Source organism: Streptomyces sp. NPDC057307 (genome assembly GCF_042667665.1).
GTDB lineage: Bacteria > Actinomycetota > Actinomycetes > Streptomycetales > Streptomycetaceae > Streptomyces.
Window position 1 is genome coordinate 33,290 of sequence record NZ_JBHUZM010000013.1, and the last position, 14,241, is coordinate 47,530.

At 71.8% G+C, this 14,241-nt stretch carries 19 protein-coding genes and 1 pseudogene; 8 read left to right on the plus strand and 12 right to left on the minus strand.

What is annotated here, in order from left to right:
* The first annotated feature begins 18 nt into the window (after positions 1 to 18).
* Both ACFUN8_RS08010 and ACFUN8_RS08015 read left to right on the plus strand, forming a co-directional pair.
* The gene (locus ACFUN8_RS08010) at positions 19 to 552 is read left to right on the plus strand and encodes a GNAT family N-acetyltransferase (RefSeq protein WP_383633193.1); all 534 of its coding nucleotides are present in this window, start codon (positions 19 to 21) and stop codon (positions 550 to 552) included.
* 18 nt (positions 553 to 570) lie between these two features.
* The gene (locus ACFUN8_RS08015; RefSeq protein ID WP_383633195.1) at positions 571 to 960 is read left to right on the plus strand and encodes a RidA family protein; all 390 of its coding nucleotides are present in this window, start codon (positions 571 to 573) and stop codon (positions 958 to 960) included.
* Positions 961 to 983: 23 nt separating this feature from the next.
* Here ACFUN8_RS08015 and ACFUN8_RS08020 read toward each other — a convergent pair whose 3' ends face one another.
* Positions 984 to 1,673: a nitroreductase family protein gene (locus ACFUN8_RS08020; RefSeq protein ID WP_383633198.1), complete on the minus strand. Its 690-nt coding sequence runs from the start codon at positions 1,671 to 1,673 to the stop codon at positions 984 to 986.
* Positions 1,674 to 1,774: 101 nt separating this feature from the next.
* On the opposite strand from ACFUN8_RS08020, the gene ACFUN8_RS08025 reads away from it, so the two are divergent.
* Positions 1,775 to 2,389, plus strand: coding sequence for a TetR/AcrR family transcriptional regulator (locus ACFUN8_RS08025; protein ID WP_383633201.1), 615 nt, complete (start codon positions 1,775 to 1,777; stop codon positions 2,387 to 2,389).
* A gap of 65 nt (positions 2,390 to 2,454) precedes the next feature.
* Here ACFUN8_RS08025 and ACFUN8_RS08030 read toward each other — a convergent pair whose 3' ends face one another.
* The 4 genes from ACFUN8_RS08030 to ACFUN8_RS08045 all read right to left on the minus strand — a co-directional run bounded on the left by ACFUN8_RS08030 (position 2,455) and on the right by ACFUN8_RS08045 (position 5,915).
* Positions 2,455 to 3,321 (minus strand): GyrI-like domain-containing protein, encoded by an 867-nt coding sequence (locus ACFUN8_RS08030; RefSeq protein WP_383633204.1) that lies wholly within the window; start codon positions 3,319 to 3,321, stop codon positions 2,455 to 2,457.
* A gap of 112 nt (positions 3,322 to 3,433) precedes the next feature.
* On the minus strand, positions 3,434 to 4,426 hold the full coding sequence (gene murQ, locus ACFUN8_RS08035; protein ID WP_383633207.1) for an N-acetylmuramic acid 6-phosphate etherase: 993 nt from the start codon (positions 4,424 to 4,426) through the stop codon (positions 3,434 to 3,436).
* Positions 4,427 to 4,511: 85 nt separating this feature from the next.
* On the minus strand, positions 4,512 to 5,429 hold the full coding sequence (locus ACFUN8_RS08040) for a MurR/RpiR family transcriptional regulator (RefSeq protein WP_383633210.1): 918 nt from the start codon (positions 5,427 to 5,429) through the stop codon (positions 4,512 to 4,514).
* A 15-nt stretch (positions 5,430 to 5,444) separates the two neighbouring features.
* Positions 5,445 to 5,915, minus strand: a complete 471-nt coding sequence (locus ACFUN8_RS08045; RefSeq protein WP_383633213.1) for a MerR family transcriptional regulator — start codon at positions 5,913 to 5,915, stop codon at positions 5,445 to 5,447.
* A gap of 43 nt (positions 5,916 to 5,958) precedes the next feature.
* Here ACFUN8_RS08045 and ACFUN8_RS08050 point away from each other — a divergent pair, with 43 nt between their 5' ends.
* On the plus strand, positions 5,959 to 6,357 hold the full coding sequence (locus ACFUN8_RS08050) for a hypothetical protein (protein ID WP_382562329.1): 399 nt from the start codon (positions 5,959 to 5,961) through the stop codon (positions 6,355 to 6,357).
* Between the two features lies 1 nt (position 6,358).
* Entirely contained in the window at positions 6,359 to 6,625 is a 267-nt protein-coding gene (locus ACFUN8_RS08055) for a DUF4031 domain-containing protein (protein ID WP_383633218.1), read from the plus strand.
* Between the two features lie 72 nt (positions 6,626 to 6,697).
* On the opposite strand, the gene ACFUN8_RS08060 is transcribed toward ACFUN8_RS08055, so the two are convergent.
* The 7 genes and pseudogenes from ACFUN8_RS08060 to ACFUN8_RS08090 form a co-directional block, all read right to left on the minus strand.
* Complete coding sequence (locus ACFUN8_RS08060) at positions 6,698 to 7,972, minus strand: Cmx/CmrA family chloramphenicol efflux MFS transporter (RefSeq protein ID WP_383633221.1); 1,275 nt, start codon at positions 7,970 to 7,972, stop codon at positions 6,698 to 6,700.
* A 107-nt stretch (positions 7,973 to 8,079) separates the two neighbouring features.
* Positions 8,080 to 8,757 carry an HD domain-containing protein gene (locus ACFUN8_RS08065; RefSeq protein WP_383633381.1) on the minus strand — a complete coding sequence of 226 codons (678 nt, stop codon included), beginning with the start codon at positions 8,755 to 8,757 and terminating at the stop codon, positions 8,080 to 8,082.
* An 87-nt stretch (positions 8,758 to 8,844) separates the two neighbouring features.
* A pseudogene (locus ACFUN8_RS08070) lies at positions 8,845 to 9,801 on the minus strand (YihY/virulence factor BrkB family protein); the annotation flags it as partial.
* Positions 9,798 to 10,484 carry a hypothetical protein gene (locus ACFUN8_RS08075; protein ID WP_383633399.1) on the minus strand — a complete coding sequence of 229 codons (687 nt, stop codon included), beginning with the start codon at positions 10,482 to 10,484 and terminating at the stop codon, positions 9,798 to 9,800. The gene ACFUN8_RS08075 and the pseudogene ACFUN8_RS08070, both read right to left, overlap by 4 nt.
* A complete protein-coding gene (locus ACFUN8_RS08080; RefSeq protein WP_383633224.1) occupies positions 10,432 to 11,487 on the minus strand; it encodes a DUF6286 domain-containing protein in 1,056 nt (351 codons plus the stop codon). The genes ACFUN8_RS08075 and ACFUN8_RS08080 overlap by 53 nt, the downstream gene beginning before the upstream one ends.
* A 32-nt stretch (positions 11,488 to 11,519) precedes the next feature.
* Positions 11,520 to 11,705, minus strand: a complete 186-nt coding sequence (locus ACFUN8_RS08085) for a hypothetical protein (RefSeq protein WP_383633227.1) — start codon at positions 11,703 to 11,705, stop codon at positions 11,520 to 11,522.
* 26 nt (positions 11,706 to 11,731) lie between these two features.
* Positions 11,732 to 12,262, minus strand: coding sequence for an Asp23/Gls24 family envelope stress response protein (locus ACFUN8_RS08090; protein WP_383633230.1), 531 nt, complete (start codon positions 12,260 to 12,262; stop codon positions 11,732 to 11,734).
* Positions 12,263 to 12,524: 262 nt separating this feature from the next.
* On the opposite strand from ACFUN8_RS08090, the gene ACFUN8_RS08095 reads away from it, so the two are divergent.
* The 3 genes from ACFUN8_RS08095 to ACFUN8_RS08105 are packed head-to-tail and all read left to right on the plus strand — an operon-like array spanning position 12,525 to position 14,217.
* Positions 12,525 to 13,064, plus strand: a complete 540-nt coding sequence (locus ACFUN8_RS08095; RefSeq protein WP_383633233.1) for an RNA polymerase sigma factor — start codon at positions 12,525 to 12,527, stop codon at positions 13,062 to 13,064.
* Positions 13,055 to 13,876 (plus strand): hypothetical protein, encoded by an 822-nt coding sequence (locus ACFUN8_RS08100; protein WP_383633236.1) that lies wholly within the window; start codon positions 13,055 to 13,057, stop codon positions 13,874 to 13,876. Before ACFUN8_RS08095 ends, ACFUN8_RS08100 begins: the two co-directional genes overlap by 10 nt.
* A complete protein-coding gene (locus ACFUN8_RS08105; protein WP_383633238.1) occupies positions 13,873 to 14,217 on the plus strand; it encodes an Asp23/Gls24 family envelope stress response protein in 345 nt (114 codons plus the stop codon). Before ACFUN8_RS08100 ends, ACFUN8_RS08105 begins: the two co-directional genes overlap by 4 nt.
* Positions 14,218 to 14,241 lie beyond the last annotated feature (24 nt).

Consider the following 14,241-nt stretch of genomic DNA (forward strand, 5'->3'; position numbering starts at 1 on the left):
TTGCTATGTTCCAGCACCATGGCGGATCACTGGGTCAAGCTCGAACTCGACATACGCACCTTCGACGCGGCGCGCTTCGCGAAGTACGTGGCGCGTTGCCGAGGTGCCGGCATTCGGCTGACCACGCTGGCCGAGTTGGGGGACACCCCGCCCCATCGGCGTGAGCTGTACGCGCTCAACAAGGAGTGCGCCGCCGACATCCCCGACCGCGGTGAGTTCTACACCTTCGACGAGTACATCGAACGCCGGGTCGACGTCCCCTCCTTCGACCCGCGCGGGGTCGTCGTCGCACTCGACGGCGACACCTGGTGCGGGCTCGCCGCGACATCGGACCGGCGGTCCGGCGGCTTTGTCTTCAACGAGATGACCGGGGTCAGGGGCGGCTACCGCGGTCGCGGCGTATCCATCGCGATGAAGACGTTCGGGATCGGCTTCGCCCATCTCTGTGGCGTGGACAAGATCCGGACAATCCACCACCCTGCGAACACGGCCGCCATCGAGATGAACCGGCGGCTCGGCTATGTGGACGCCCAGTGGGACCAGTGGGACTGACAGAAGGAACCGGACGGTATGGAAGACGCACGGCAGCTGGTCAGCTCCGGATCCCCCTTGGAGCCGGAGATCGGGTTCTCGCGGGCGGTGCGGGTCGGGGCGTACGTCGTCGTCGCCGGTACGGCTCCGATCGGGGACGACGGGGTCACCGTCGGGCCCGGTGACGTCTACGCGCAGACCGTGCGGTGTCTCGACATCGCCGAACGCGCGCTGGAGGAGGCGGGGGCCGGGCTGGGGGACGTCGTACGGACGCGCCTCATGCTGACCGACGTCACCCGGTGGAAGGACGCCGCCCGCGCCCACGGCGAGCGCTTCGCCGGCATCCGGCCCGCGTGCACCGTCGTGGAGGTGTCCCGTTTCATCGACCCCGAGTGGCTCGTCGAGGTCGAGATCGACGCGATCAACTGACCGGAACAGCACCCCGCGCCAGGTCAGCGGTGGAAGGTCGTGGTCGCCTCCAGGGCGGCCCGCTCCGTCATGACCCGGTTCACCGGTGCGGCGTCGTCGGCGTGGCCGAAGGAGATGCCCATGAGCAACTTCCCCCCGGTGAGGCCGAGTTCGGCGCGTACGGTGTCGGCGTAGAAGCTCAGCAGTCCCTGCGGGCAACTGTCCACGCCGTACGCGGTCATCGCCAGGAGCAGCGTCTGCATGTAGGCGCCGACGTCCGCGGCCAGACGTGCACCACCGTCACCCGTGACGAACAGGAACGCGGCGTGTGGCGCACCGTAGAAACGCAGGCTCTCGGCGTCGTAGGCCGCACGCGCCGCGTGGTCGTCGGGCGTGATGCCCAGTGCGCCGTACAGCTCGGCACCGAACGCGGCCCGGCGCGTGTGGTGCACCTCCGAGTACATGCCCTCGGAGTACGGGAAGTCCGTCGTGGTGCGTTTCGTGGCGTGGGCCGCCCGCAGTGAGTCCGCCAGGCGTTCGCGTACGGCGCCGCTCACCACCTCCACCTGCCACGGCTGCGCGTTGGAGTTCGACGGTGCGGTGCCGGCCAGCGAGAAGATCGCGCGCATGGTGTCCTCCGGCACCGGATCGGGACGGAACGCGCGTGTCGCGTGACGGCCGCGTATCAGCTTCTCCGCGCGGCCACTCAGCTCGGTCGGGGCCGACCCGCTCATGGAACTCTCCTCGATGAGACTCAAGTAAACGGAATCGTTTACTTAGGAGGGGACTCTAGCGACCCGGCCTGCCAAAGTAAACGCGGACGTATACTTCCTCCATGAGTACGGCGGCTACGGCACCTCAACGGCGGGGACGCGGCGGGCGGGAGCGCATCCTGCTCGCCGCCGCCCAGTTGTTCGCGACCCAGGGGATCAACACGACCGGCATGGAGCAGGTCGCCGAGAAGGCACCGGTGTCCAAGCGCACCCTCTACGCGCACTTCCGGACCAAGAACGATCTGGTGCTCGCCCACCTTCAGGACCTCGTGTCCTCGGGGGCCACGCTGGAAAGCGTGCTGACCCGCGAGGACATCCCCCCGCGCGAACGGATCCTCGGGTTGTTCGACCTGGAGTCGTCGGACCACCCCCCGGCGGACGCGAGCCCGGTGCGGGGGTGCCCGTTCATCGACGCCGCGGCGGAGTTTCCCGATCCACGGAGCGCGGTCCACTCCTACGCCCGCGAACAGAAACTGCGGATGGTGCGACTGGTCACCGCGCTGGTGACAGAGCTGGGCTGCCGCGAGCCCACCGAACTCGCCGAACAACTGGTCACCCTCGCGGACGGCGCGGCCGGCCGCGCGATGGTGCTGGACGAAGCGGACTACGGCCGGCACGCGCGGGCGGCGGCGGAGATCCTCCTGGAACATGCTCTGACGACGACGCGGGAGCGATGAGCGGACGAACGCGCCGGGTGGTCTGCGACACCTCCCGCCCGCCCGCCCGCACGGCGTCGCCGTCGTCAGTTCTGTTCCCGCTCCACCGGGAGCCACAGCTCCGCGTCGCCTTCGGCGCGGCCCGGGGTCAGGCGGGTGCGCAGGATCTCCGGGCCGGGGCGGCTGCGGTACGGGTTGGAGGGGAACCACTCCGTGAAGACGTCCCTCCACAGCTCCTGGATCGCCTGCGGCGCCGGCCCGGACGTGGTGAAGACCGCCCATGTGCCCGCCGGGACGGGGAGAACCGTGGTGCCTTCCGGGGGCGCCACCGAGGTGATCACCCCGTGGTAGTAGTCGAGTTCGGTGCCTTCGGCGCGGCCCGGGTCCAGGTCGTCGCAGACCGCGACGATGCCCCGCGGCTCCTGGTCCGACAGTGCCTCCAGGCGCTCCACGAGCTGCCGATCGGCCCCGCGGACGAAGTCGACGATCGCCTGGTTCGGCCCCGCGTGCACCAACGGCACCCGGGCCTTCAGGCCGACGACGCTGAAGTCCGGCCTGTCCACGACGCGGTATCGCATGCTGCTGTTCCCTTCGACGGTGAGGCGGAAGGACAGCCGGGGCTGGGACACGAGCGCGGCCCCGGTGCGCCGGGCCTCGCCCGGCCCGACGCCGTGCATGGCACGGAACGCCCGGGCGAACGCCTCGCCGGAGCCGTAGCCGTAACGCACCGCGGTCTCCAGCAGAGACCCACGCCCCGCCAGCACCTCGGCACCCGCGACGGTGAGCCGACGGCGCCGGATGTACTCCGACAGCGGCATGCCCGCGAGCGCGGAGAACATCCGGCGCAGGTGGTACTCCGAGGTGACCGCGGTACGTGCCAGCTCGGCCACGTCGATGTGCTGGTCGAGACGGCCCTCGATGTACTCCAGGGTCCGGTTGAGCCGCTCCAGCATTCCCCCGGTGTCCTTCCTCTTTCGTGAACACCACGCTAGGGAGCGGGCACCCCGCCTGACCCGACATCCTGTGCCCGATCAGGTCGGGTGGGCGCGCCGGCCCGTCAGGCTCCTACGACGTGGAGCCGGGCTCCTTCGACGCCTGGAGCGCCGCCCGCAGATGCCCGTGCGAATCCGCCAGCAGGCCGGCCGCCGTGGGGCCGTCCACCGCGCCGAGGATGGTGAGGATCGCGTTCTTCACCTCGCCGTCCGTCGCCGCCAGCGCCGACTCGATCTCCTCGTCCGGCGCGCCCGTCGCGAGCGCGACGATACGGCGGGAGCGGGCCCGCAGCTTCTCGTTGGACGCGCGGACGTCGACCATCAGGTTTCCGTACGTCTTGCCGAGCCGGATCATCGTGATCGTCGAGATCATGTTGAGGACCAGCTTCTGCGCCGTACCGGCCTTCAACCGGGTTGATCCCGTGAGCAGTTCGGGACCCACGACGATCTCCAGGCCGTGCTCGGCGGCGGCCGCGAGCGCGCTGTCCGCGTTGCAGGACAGGCCGATGGTGAGCGCGCCGAGAGCGCGCGCGTGCTCGACCGCGCCGACCGCGTACGGGGTGCGGCCGGACGCCGAGATGCCGACGACCGTGTCGTTCACGTCGACCTTCAGCTCGTCCAGGTCCGAGGCCGCCAGCTCCTTGGAGTCCTCGGCACCCTCGACGGACTTGATCATCGCGCCGGGGCCGCCCGCGATCAGACCGACGACCTCCGACGGATCGGTGTTGAAGGTGGGCGGGCACTCGCTGGCGTCCAGGACGCCGAGCCGGCCGGCCGTGCCCGCGCCCGCGTAGATCAGCCTGCCGCCACGGGCCATCCGCTCGGCGGTGGCGTCGATGGCGGCGGCGATCCGGGGGAGATGCGCGGCGACGGCGGCCGGGACGGTCTGGTCCTCGCCGTTCATGAGACGGGCGATGTCCTCGGTGGGGCGGCGGTCGATCTCGGCGAGTTCGGGGCGGAACGCCTCGGTGGTGAGGGTCGCGAGTTCGGCGCGGAGTTCGCCGTACGAGGTGGGGGATGTTCCGGCGCCGGACGTCGAGGAGGCGTCGGTGGGCATGGAGGTCATGGAGAAGCGGCTCTTTCTGGCGAGCTGGCAGAAACCTGAGGAAGCCCCGTTGTCGGTGGTGCGGTCGAGCGGGTGCGCGCGTGGATCAGCGGGCGCGCGGCGTGTGGCGGTGCGCCAGTGCCTCGTAGGACGCGGCGAGCGCGGGTGCGGCCGTCTCGTACGTCCGCTGCGCGACACCGACGAACAGGCAGTCCACGACGAGGAGTTGACTCGTACGGCTGGACATCGCCGCAGGCCGCAGCTCGCTCTCGCGGGCCGTGGACGTGGTGAGGACATGGTCCGCGTACTGCGACACCGCCCCGTCCGGGCGGCCCGTGATCGCGACCGTCGTCGCGCCCCGGTCGAAGGCGACACGCAGTGGCTCGATGACGTCCCCGGTGGAGCCGGAGTGCGTGATCGCTATGGCCACGTCGCCCGGGCGGAGCTGGACGGCGTTGGTGACGGCGAGGTGCGGATCGCTGTGCGCGTGGGCTATCAGGCCGATGCGCAGGAGCTTCTGCGCGAGGTCCATGCCGACGAGACCGCTCGCGCCGACGCCGTAGATGTCGATACGGCGCGCGGCGGCGGACGCTGTGACGACGGCGCCGAGTTGGACGGTGTCGAGCCCGGCCGCCGTGTCGGCGAGGGTCTGCTGCTCGTCGTACGCGAGCTTGGCGACGACGTCGGCGATCGGGTCGTCGACCGCGATGTCGGCGGTGACCGCCGGAGCCGCGCCGGACTCCTGGTGGGCGGCGAGGCCGGCGAGGGCGAGGCGCAGATCGCGGTAGCCGGGGTAGCCCAGGAGGCGGGCGGTCCTGACGACGGTGGCCTCACTCGTACCGGTGAGTTCGGCGAGACCGGTGACGGTGAGGGCGGCCGTGCCCGCCGGGTCGGCGGCCACGGCCTCGGCGACGCGCTGCATGGAGCGCGTCATGGAGGGTGCGAGCGTGCGCACCTTGGCCGCGAGGGCGGCGGGGGCCGGAGGGGCGCCGCCGCTGTAAATTTCCTTCACGTCACTGGTCACGAGTGAAAGATAATTTCAGGCGCTGGTGGCGTCAAGGGCGACGGGGGCATCGAGAGTGTCGAGGGTGGCGAGGCTGCCGGGGGCGTCGAGGGTGCCGGTGGTGCCCGGGGCCTGGGCGGTGGGCGCCGCCGTTTCGCGGACCGCCGCCAGATAGTCCGCCACCGCGTCCCGATTGCGCGTGAGGCAGTCGATCCGGCGCGTCATCCGGTCGCGTTCCACTTCGAGCGTCGCCAGCATCTCCGGGGTCGCGTCCGGGAAATGGATGACCCGTGGCTTGTCGAGGCACGGCAGGATCTGCTTGATGATCCGTGTCGGCAGACCGGCGTCCAGCAGCCCGCGGACCTGGAGGACCCGGTCGACGGTCGGCTCGTCGTAGGCGCGGTAACCGTTCGCGCAGCGGGTCGCGACGATCAGGCCCTGCTCCTCGTAGTAGCGCAGGAGGCGGCGCGAGGTGCTGGTGCGGTCCGACAGCTCACCGATACGCATGAGGGTCTCCATCCTTTACCTGGGTGCGTATGACAATGGGTGCATGGAAGACATGAAACCGCTGGAACAGGCGCTGCACACCGCACGCGCCCTGGTCCTCGCCGATCTCGCGGCGGGTGACGTCGCACGCGCCGAGGTCGTCTCACTGGTGGAGGACGCCGTCGTGCACCGGCGGTGGTGGGTGGAGCAGTGGCCGGAGGGGGTCGAGTACGTCGCCGGACTGATCGCCCAGGACGTACAGGACGCACTCCTGGAGACGCACGGGCGGTGGCCGCTCTGCCCGGTCTGCGGCAAGTCCCGCACGGAACTGGCTGCGGAGGGCGGGCCGCACGCGCTTGAGGTGGAGCCGGAGCTGGGGGCGGATCCGCACTGGGTGTGCGGGAAGGCGGCGGTGGTGGTGGCGCCGGTGGGGTCGCTGGGCGCGGTTCTGGGGGCCGGGTGACGTGGCCGTATACATCGATCCGCCGACGTGGCCGGGGCACGGTCGGCTGTGGTCGCACCTGGTGAGTGATGTGTCGTACGAGGAACTGCACGCGTTCGCGGCGGGGATCGGCTGCCCGGCGCGGGCGTTCGAGCGGGACCACTACGACGTACCGGCCCACCGTTACGGGGACGCGGTGCGGGCCGGCGCGGTGGAGATCGGGTCGCGGGAACTGGTGCGGAAGCTCACGGGGGCGGGGCTGCGGCGGCGGAAGCGGTGGGGCGGGTAGCCACTGGTGGTGGCCTACCGGCCGGGTGTCCTCGATCGCCGGACGGGCCGAGGAGGGGCCGAGGACGCGCCCTCACTCGCGGGTCGGGCCGGTGGGGGCCGGGGGTGACTTGACGAGGCTGGGCGTAGTCGCGCCAGCCGGGCCGGTAGCGCCGCCCGTACCGGCCGCTCCGGTCGCACCCGTCGCGATCACTCGTGTGGCGCTCGGGCGCTGATGGCGCATCGCGAGGGCCACCAGGCCCACCGCCACCACCGTCATCGCCGCCCCCGCCCAGGCCGTCGACGCGAAGCCCAGCCCCGCGTCGATCACCGTGCCGCCCAGCCACGGACCCCCGGTGTTGCCCAGGTTGAACGCCGACGTCGCCGTCGCGCCCGCCAGGATCGGGGCGGCCGCCGCCACGTTGAACAACCGGGCGTTCAGCGCCGGCGCCGTGAAGAACGCCGAGAAGCCCAGCAGCAGCGACAGCACCACCACCGCCACCGCGCTCGACGCGAGAAGCGCCAGCGCCGACAGGAACACCGTCGACGCCACCACCCCGCTCAGCAGCACCCCGAAGAGGTGCGCGTCCGCGACCCGGCCGCCGATCACCGTGCCGATCAGCGCGCCGACGCCGAACAGCGCCAGCACCGTCGGGACCCAGCCCTCGTCGAGCCCGGCCACGTCCGTGAGCAGCGGAGCCAGATAGGAGAACGCGCAGAAGACCCCGCCCGCCGCCAGCGCCGTGATCGCGATCGCGAGCCAGACCTGGCGGTCGCGGTAGATCAGCAACTCGCGCCGCAGCTCCGGCTTCCGCTCCGGCAGCGGGATACGCGGGATGAGCGTCGCCACACCGACCAGCGCGATCGCCGACGCGGCGCCGACCGCCCAGAACGCGGAACGCCAGCCCAGATGCGTACCGAGGAACGCCCCCGCCGGCACACCGAGCACATTCGCGATCGACAGTCCGCCGATCATCACGGCCATCGCGCGGGCGCGCGACGTCTTCGGCACCATCGCGATGGCGACCGCCGCGCCGACCGCCCAGAAGCCCGCGCACGCGAACGCGCTGACGACGCGCGAGACGAACAGGACCTCGTAGGTGGGCGCGAGCGCGCCCGCGATCTGGCCGAGGCCGAAGACCGAGATCAGCGCGATGAGCGTCGTACGGCGCGGCAGCCGCAGCGTCGCCACGGCGAGCAGCGGGGCGCCGACGACCATGCCGATCGCGAACGCGGATATCAGCAGACCGGCCTGCGGGATGGTGACATCCATGTCGTCGGCGATCGGAGGCAGCAGCCCGGACAGCATGAACTCGCTGGTCCCGAGGGCGAAGACGGACAGCCCGAGTATGTACACGGCAAGGGGCATGCGGGCGTGACTGGGCGCGACGCGAGCGGAATCAGGCATGACACCTACAACAGCGGGGTCCCGCCCGGTCATTCCTGCCATCACCGGTGGGCCGGGGGCACCGCCGGTCAGTGGCTGAGAGTCGCCAGCTCGGCGGTGAGATTCGCACGGGCCCGCTCCTCCCAGGCCGCCGCACCGTGCGGCGTACGGAACAGCCTTTCCAGGTCCAGGAGTTGGCGCAGGACGGCCGCGCGGCCCGCCCGGAAGGCGTCGTCCGGGACGAAGCCGTACTCCTCCCGTACGGCGCGGGTGTACGCCTCGTACGCCTCCGGCTCGCCCGCCAGGATGGCGAGATCCGCGTCACACAGCACCTCGCCGTTGGTGTCGCCGGGCGCCGGGTCGTGGGTGACGGTGAGCCGGACGAGACGGGCGACCTCCTCCGTACGGCCGGCCGGCACGCCCGCCTCGGTGAGCGCGCGCAGCGCGAGCACGGCGCTGCGCTCCTCGTTCTCCGAGCGGTCGGGGCGGTAGACGGCGTCGTGGAACCAGGCGGCCAGGCGCACGGCCTCGGGGTCGTCCGCGTGCGCGGCGAGCGTGTCGATGTGCTCCAGGACGGCGAGGAGGTGATCGGCGGTGTGATACCGGCGCTGGGGCTCGGCCCACCGGGTCAGGAGTTCGTCGGCGTAGGGGAGGGCGTCGGGGGTGTCCTCACTCCGTACGGCGGCGAGGGTGCGCAGCCAGCGGCCACGCAGGGTGTTGTCTTCGGGGGTTTCGGGGGTGCCGTGAGCTGTTGCCGTAGCTGCCATGGACGAAGAGCCTAGACGCCGGTGCGCGGCCTCCAACTCCGCGTTGAACTGGGCGCCCGCCACCAGCGACAGGTTCGACAGCCACAGCCAGACGAGAAAGACGACGCTGCCGGCGAGTGAGCCGTAGAGGCGGCTGTACGTCCCCGAGTGGGCCGCGTACAGCGCGAATCCCGCCGACACCAGCAGCCACAGCAGCACCGCGAGCACTCCGCCGGGCAGCGCGCGCCTCAGATGGCGGGTGCCGGGCGGGCCCGTACGGAAGACGATGAGGACCAGAACCGCCGCGAGCGTCAGCAGCAGCGGCCACTTCAGCCCGGTCCACACCACGCTCGCCGTGCTCCCGATGCCCAGCACCGGACCGATCCGGCGGACCGCGTCGCCCGTCAGCACCAGCGTGAACGCGCTCGTGACGAGGAGCGTGAGCAGCGCGCACGCCGTGGCCACGATGCGCGGCGCCGTCCGCCACGGCGGGCGGTGGTCCACGGCGCCGTTCATACGGTGCAGCGCCCGGCGGAAGACGCCGAGATAGCTGGAGGAGGACCAGAGCGCGCCGACCGCGCCGAAGATCGTCAGCAGCCAGGCCGCGGTGCGCTGGTGCGTCATCTGGGCCAGCGCCTCATGGATCAACTGCCGGGACTGGGCGGGGACGAGCGCGGTGATCTGCGAGGCCAGCTCGCTGGACGCGTCGGAGCCCGCGAGACCGATGGCGGCCACGGTCACCAGGAGGGCCGGGATGATCGCCAGGACCGTGTAGTAGGTGAGGGCGGCGGCCGAGTCGGTGGCGTCGTCCCGCCACAGGGCGATCGGGGTGCGACGCAGCGCCTGGGCGTAATGGCGGGGCTCGCGCGGGGGATGCTTGGCGCGTGGGCGGTGCGGGTGCGGGTGCCACCACGCGTGTGCCGGGGTGCGTGCCGGGGCGCGTGCCGGGCGGGACTTGGGCACTCTCGTCTCCCCGTCGGGTGGGTGGCGGTCGAGCTGTACGGCCGTCCTGTCGTACTGCCTGCCCTTCAGGGTGCCCTGCGGGGGGCCTTCGATGCTGTTCACAGCAGTGGCGCACGTGTGGTGTCGCGAGTGGTGCGGGTCCTGCCGAGGCCCGGGCGGGATCGGCCCGGGGTCCCGGCCGGGGCGCGGAGCCGTACGACCGCGTCGATACGTCGTGCGCCCTCGCTGCTCGTCCGGGCGTCGGTGACCGGGCCCGCGACGATGCGCCGTACGACATCGGCCGGGACGGCGTCCGCCTCCAGCCGTACGGAGAACGTCGCGCGCAGGCGGTGCGGCCGGCCCGACAGGGTCACCCGGGCCCGGTCCACACCGGGGATCCGCTCCGTCCGCTCCTCCATGGCCGCCGTCAGCGCTCCGGTACGGAGCCCGAGCCCCGGGCGGGGGAGGGGGAGCGTGCGGGGCTGCCCGGTCCGGAACTGCGCCAGCAGCCACCACACGAGCAGCAGGAACACGACGGCGAGGGCAGCGATGACGGCCGGGGTCCACCAGGCGTCGTCGCGCAGCCGGGACAGCAGGGCGCGGTCCGTCAGGGCGCCGTCGGTCCGGGCGGTGGCCGAGGCGGGCCACCAGCCGGGGAGGTGCGCCCGTACGGTCTGGTGACCGGTCAGGACCCACACGCCCGCCCCGGCCAGAACGGCACCGAGCACGGCCAGCAGGGTGCGGTCGACGGCGCTACGGAGCCGGGGCCGGTGTCTTGGCTGAGGTCGGGGCCGGGATGTGGGCATCGGGGGCTACCTCCTTCTGTTCGCGGTCCTGCTCTCGGTCCTGCTCGTGGTCCTGTTCGCGGGGCGGCTGCCAGTACTGGTCGCGGCGGACACGGACCCGCACCCGTGGCGGCTTCGCCAGGCCGAGACCGGTCACGACGTCCTGCGTGACGCGCCTGAGGACATCGCGCGCCTGGTCCGGATCACCGAAGCTGAGCCGGGCGCGTATGACGATCCGGCGGCGCCCGGCCGTGACCCGTACGCGCGAGACGCCGGGCACGTCGGCCGCGCGATGGCGAACGAGAGCGGCCACGGCCGGTCTGTCGATGCCGGCGCGCGTACCGGACATCGCCAGGCGCCCGCGCAGTCCGGGTGTGAGCGCCACGAACACCAACCACAGGCCGGCCACCGTCGCCGCGGCGGCCCCGACGGCCACCACCGTGTCGGCGGGACCGTGGCTCGTCAGCCAGTCCAGCGTGCGCACCCGCGCGTCGGCCGGCGCGCGGCCGACCGCGACCGCGACGACATCGGCGAGCAGCGCCCCGCTCACGACCGCACCGATCAGTGCGAACACGGCTGCCGGGAAACGGCGTTCGGACCAGGGGCGCCAGCCGGCACGGGGTGCGGTGGACTCCGCCGACTCGGTTGATCCGGCCGTCCCTGTCGACTCGACCGCCGGTGTCGGCGACTGCGCGAGACGGGTGATCCGGACCGCCGTACGGCTGACCGTCAGACCCGTGAGCTGCGCGGTGCGTTCCGTCACTCGCCGCTGCAAGTCCGCCCCGCACGTTTCGAGATGCGCGGGGTAGGCCAGACCGACGTCGAGCTGGATGCGGTCGACCCGGCTGCCGTGTACGTCGGCCGACGCACGCACCACCTCACCCCCGGCCGGCCGCAGCGTCTCCTCCGCGACCCGGCCCGCCACCCGCCGCACCACGCGGTCCGCGATCCGTGTCGCGCCACGGTCGGCGGGCGGAGGCAGGGGCGGGAGGGCGAGCAGAGGTACGAGAGGGGACACGGGCATGGCGGCGGCCGACCGATCTCCCGTGCCCGCGCTCACCGGCGTTTCCGTTCGTCCGGGTCCAGGAACTCACGCAGGCTCATGCCCTGGTCGGCCAGCCGCCCCACCACGAAGCCCACCGCCCCCAACGCGGCCACCAGCAGGAACGCCCCGAATCCGCCGAACCAGCCCGCGAAACCCAACGCCATGCCGACGACCAGCCCCACAAGGGACGCGTTCATCGGATTCTCCGGTTTCATCGGGCCGGTCACTCGACGCGGGTGTCGGTGCCGCTGTTCGACTCGTCCTCGTCGTCGGGCAGATGCACGTCGTTGACCGTGACGTTCACCTCGACGACCTCAAGTCCGGTAATTCGCTCGACGGCCGCGATGACGTTCTCCCTCACGTCACGGGCGACATCGGTGATCGGCACGCCGTACTCCACCACCAGGTCCAGATCGATAGCGGTCTGGCGCTCGCCGACCTCGACCTTCACTCCCCGGCCCACGTTGGGACGGCCGCCCGGAACGCGGTCGCGCACCGCGCCGAGCGTGCGGGACAGACCGCCGCCCATGTCGTACACACCCGGGATCTCGCGCGCCGCCATCCCGGAGATCTTCACGACGACGACATCCGCGATGGAGGTCCGGCCCCGGGTGGCGGCGGGCTCGGAGGCTCCGGTGGCTCCGCTGCCGAGGGTGGTGGAGCCGGCCGCGCCGGGGCTCGTCGTGCCGATGCCCTGGCCGCTCGTCGCCTTGGGGGAGACGGGGGACACTTCCTGGGTCTGGGTCGCTGCCATGGGACAGCCTCCTCGTTTGTCGTATGTCTTATGGCGTGGGTCTTTTGCTGTTGGTCTTTGCTGTTGGTCTTTTGCTGTTCGTCGTGCGGGAGTTCGCCGGTTCTCCCGGACTCTCAACTCGTTGGACACCGGTGCCCGGCATTCGTCACGCGGAAATTTCCACGAGTTCTCGCGTGACGTTCCGCTGTGGCCCGTGTCCAAGGAATGTGTCCGCACGAGATGCATGGAATGGATACGACGAGGCGGCGAGAGGAGTCGGTGAGTGCCCGGCGACAACCTGCTGGCGGTACGCGCGGGCGAGGGTGACGAGGAAGCGTTCGAGCTGCTCGTACGCACCCACGGACCGGTCATGCTGCAACTGGCCACCCGGCTCCTCGGCAGCCGGACCGAGGCCGAGGACGCCGTGCAGGACGCGTTCGTGAGTGCCTGGCGAAAGCTGCCGGAATTCCGGGGCGACGCGGAGTTCAAGACCTGGATATACCGGATTGTCACCAACCGGTGCCTCAACCACCTGCGCGCCCGGCGCCCGGCGACGGACCTCGACTCCGTACCGGAACCGGCCGCGCCCGAGCACGAGTCCTCACCGGCACGTGCCGCCGAGTCGCACGCCGCCGTGCGCGCACTGGCGGTGGCCATGGCCGGCCTCTCGCCCGAGCAGCGGGCCTGCTGGGTGCTGCGGGAGTTGCACGGGATGAGTTACGAGAACATCGCGGAGACGGTCGGGATCAGCCTGGTGGCGGTCCGGGGCAGGGTCTTCCGCGCACGCCGCTACCTGACGGAGGCGATGAGCGCATGGCGCTGAACGCGCATCCCGACCGCCCCGGCCTCGGAAACGGGGTGGCCGCCGAGGGGGAATTCGACGAGACCGACACCGAGACCGGCGCGGGTACTGACACCGGTACTGACACCGGCACCGAGGCTGACGCCGAGACCGGCGCCGAACTGCTTCCGTGCGGGCGGGAGTTGAGCGTCGTCTGGGAAGCCTGGGACGCGGTCGATGGCTCGCCCGGCGCCGTCGGCCCGCGGGTCGTCGCCCCGGATATCGCCGGCTGGCATGTCAGCGACCCACATCTGGTGGAGTGCCCCTACTGCTCCGCCGCGCTGGCCGACCTCGCCGCCCTCGGCGAGGCCGTGGACCGGACGAGGGAGGCCGTGCCGCCCGGCCCGGCCGAGGTCTCCGATCTCACGACCCGAGTCATGGACATCGTGCGACTGGAGCTGCGGCCCGGCCGCTCCCTGCCGCTCGGTGAGCCCGACGAGGACCTGTGGATCGTGGAAGCGGCGGCGGCACGCGCCTTCCGGGCCGCCGCCGAGTCCCTGCCGGGGGTACGGGCGGGGAGCTGCCGCATCAGCCCGCGCGAGCGTGGGCCCGTGAACGTACGGCTCGAAGTGGCGGCCGCGCTCCACCTCAATCTGCCGGAGCTGGCCGAGGAGATCCGGGCGCGGGTCGCGGACTCGGCGCGGGACGCCATCGGTATCGAGGTGGAGAGCATCGACGTGCTCGTGATCGACCTCTTCGACGATGACGATGACGATGGCGAAGAGGAAGGCGAAGAGGACGATGCCGATGTCGACGATGACGACGACGAAGAAGAGGGAGGAGACGGCCGATGACACCCAACGGGACCGCCGGCACGACCGGTGCGATGAAGGACGCTCTGGCGCTGGCCGCCGTCGACGCCGTGGAGCGGGTGCCCGGGGTGGCCTTCCTGCGGCCCGGACTCGCCGACCTGGTCCGGGCGTCGTACGCGTCGCGCGACCGGCGGAAGTCCGGCGTACGGGTGCGGCCGGGCACGGCTCCTGGCGCCTGGCAGGTCGAGGTCCAGTTCGTCGCCCGGCGGACGCACCGCACGCTGGATGTGACGCGCGCGGTGCGGGACGCGGTACTGGGGGTGACGGAGGCCGGTGACTCCCGGCGTATCACGGTGACGGTGACTGTCACCGGCCTCATCTGACCGGACTGGTCCCACCCAACTGAT

Coding starts and splice junctions, on each gene's coding strand:
- ACFUN8_RS08010 (WP_383633193.1), top strand. CDS start 19: ATGGCGGATCACTGGGTCAAGCTCGAACTCGACATACGCACCTTCGAC.
- ACFUN8_RS08015 (WP_383633195.1), top strand. CDS start 571: ATGGAAGACGCACGGCAGCTGGTCAGCTCCGGATCCCCCTTGGAGCCG.
- ACFUN8_RS08020 (WP_383633198.1), bottom strand. CDS start 1,673: ATGAGCGGGTCGGCCCCGACCGAGCTGAGTGGCCGCGCGGAGAAGCTG.
- ACFUN8_RS08025 (WP_383633201.1), top strand. CDS start 1,775: ATGAGTACGGCGGCTACGGCACCTCAACGGCGGGGACGCGGCGGGCGG.
- ACFUN8_RS08030 (WP_383633204.1), bottom strand. CDS start 3,321: ATGCTGGAGCGGCTCAACCGGACCCTGGAGTACATCGAGGGCCGTCTC.
- murQ (WP_383633207.1), bottom strand. CDS start 4,426: ATGACCTCCATGCCCACCGACGCCTCCTCGACGTCCGGCGCCGGAACA.
- ACFUN8_RS08045 (WP_383633213.1), bottom strand. CDS start 5,915: ATGCGTATCGGTGAGCTGTCGGACCGCACCAGCACCTCGCGCCGCCTC.
- ACFUN8_RS08050 (WP_382562329.1), top strand. CDS start 5,959: ATGGAAGACATGAAACCGCTGGAACAGGCGCTGCACACCGCACGCGCC.
- ACFUN8_RS08060 (WP_383633221.1), bottom strand. CDS start 7,972: ATGCCCCTTGCCGTGTACATACTCGGGCTGTCCGTCTTCGCCCTCGGG.
- ACFUN8_RS08065 (WP_383633381.1), bottom strand. CDS start 8,757: ATGGCAGCTACGGCAACAGCTCACGGCACCCCCGAAACCCCCGAAGAC.
- ACFUN8_RS08075 (WP_383633399.1), bottom strand. CDS start 10,484: ATGCCCACATCCCGGCCCCGACCTCAGCCAAGACACCGGCCCCGGCTC.
- ACFUN8_RS08080 (WP_383633224.1), bottom strand. CDS start 11,487: ATGCCCGTGTCCCCTCTCGTACCTCTGCTCGCCCTCCCGCCCCTGCCT.
- ACFUN8_RS08085 (WP_383633227.1), bottom strand. CDS start 11,705: ATGAACGCGTCCCTTGTGGGGCTGGTCGTCGGCATGGCGTTGGGTTTC.
- ACFUN8_RS08090 (WP_383633230.1), bottom strand. CDS start 12,262: ATGGCAGCGACCCAGACCCAGGAAGTGTCCCCCGTCTCCCCCAAGGCG.
- ACFUN8_RS08100 (WP_383633236.1), top strand. CDS start 13,055: ATGGCGCTGAACGCGCATCCCGACCGCCCCGGCCTCGGAAACGGGGTG.
- ACFUN8_RS08105 (WP_383633238.1), top strand. CDS start 13,873: ATGACACCCAACGGGACCGCCGGCACGACCGGTGCGATGAAGGACGCT.